Annotated in this window: 1 protein-coding gene; it reads left to right on the forward strand. The window is 70.5% G+C overall.

Annotated features, from left to right (window positions below; all coding sequences use genetic code 11):
- Nucleotides 1–498: ABC transporter ATP-binding protein (locus JSX79_RS18030; protein WP_229087570.1), on the forward strand; the 498-nt coding region annotated here is incomplete at both ends.

Below are 498 nucleotides of genomic sequence, written 5' to 3' on the forward strand. Positions count from 1 at the left end.
TTCCGCAACGTCGAGATGACCTTCCCGAACGGCACCATCGCCCTGCAGGGCGTCGACCTCACCGTGGACCGCGGCCAGTTCGTCTCGGTCGTCGGCCCGTCCGGCTGCGGCAAGTCCACGCTGCTCCGCATCGCCTCCGGCCTCGAGACCGCGTCGGACGGCTCGGCCGGTGTCGCGGCCGACCGCATCGGCTACGTCTTCCAGGACGCCACGCTCCTGCCCTGGCGCACCGTGCAGGGCAACGTCGAGCTGCTCGCCGAGCTCGGACACGTGCCGAAGGCCGAGCGAGCCGCCAAGGCCGCCCACGCCATCGAGCTCGTCGGCCTGAACGGCTTCGAGACGAACCTGCCGAAGCAGCTGTCCGGCGGCATGCGGATGCGGGTCTCGCTCGCCCGGTCGCTCACCCTCGACCCGGAGCTCTTCCTGTTCGACGAGCCGTTCGGTGCCCTCGACGAGATCACCCGCGAACGCCTCAACGACGAGCTCCTCCGGCTCTTC

The sequence above is a fragment of the Curtobacterium sp. GD1 genome (assembly GCF_020882855.1).
Taxonomy (GTDB): domain Bacteria; phylum Actinomycetota; class Actinomycetes; order Actinomycetales; family Microbacteriaceae; genus Curtobacterium.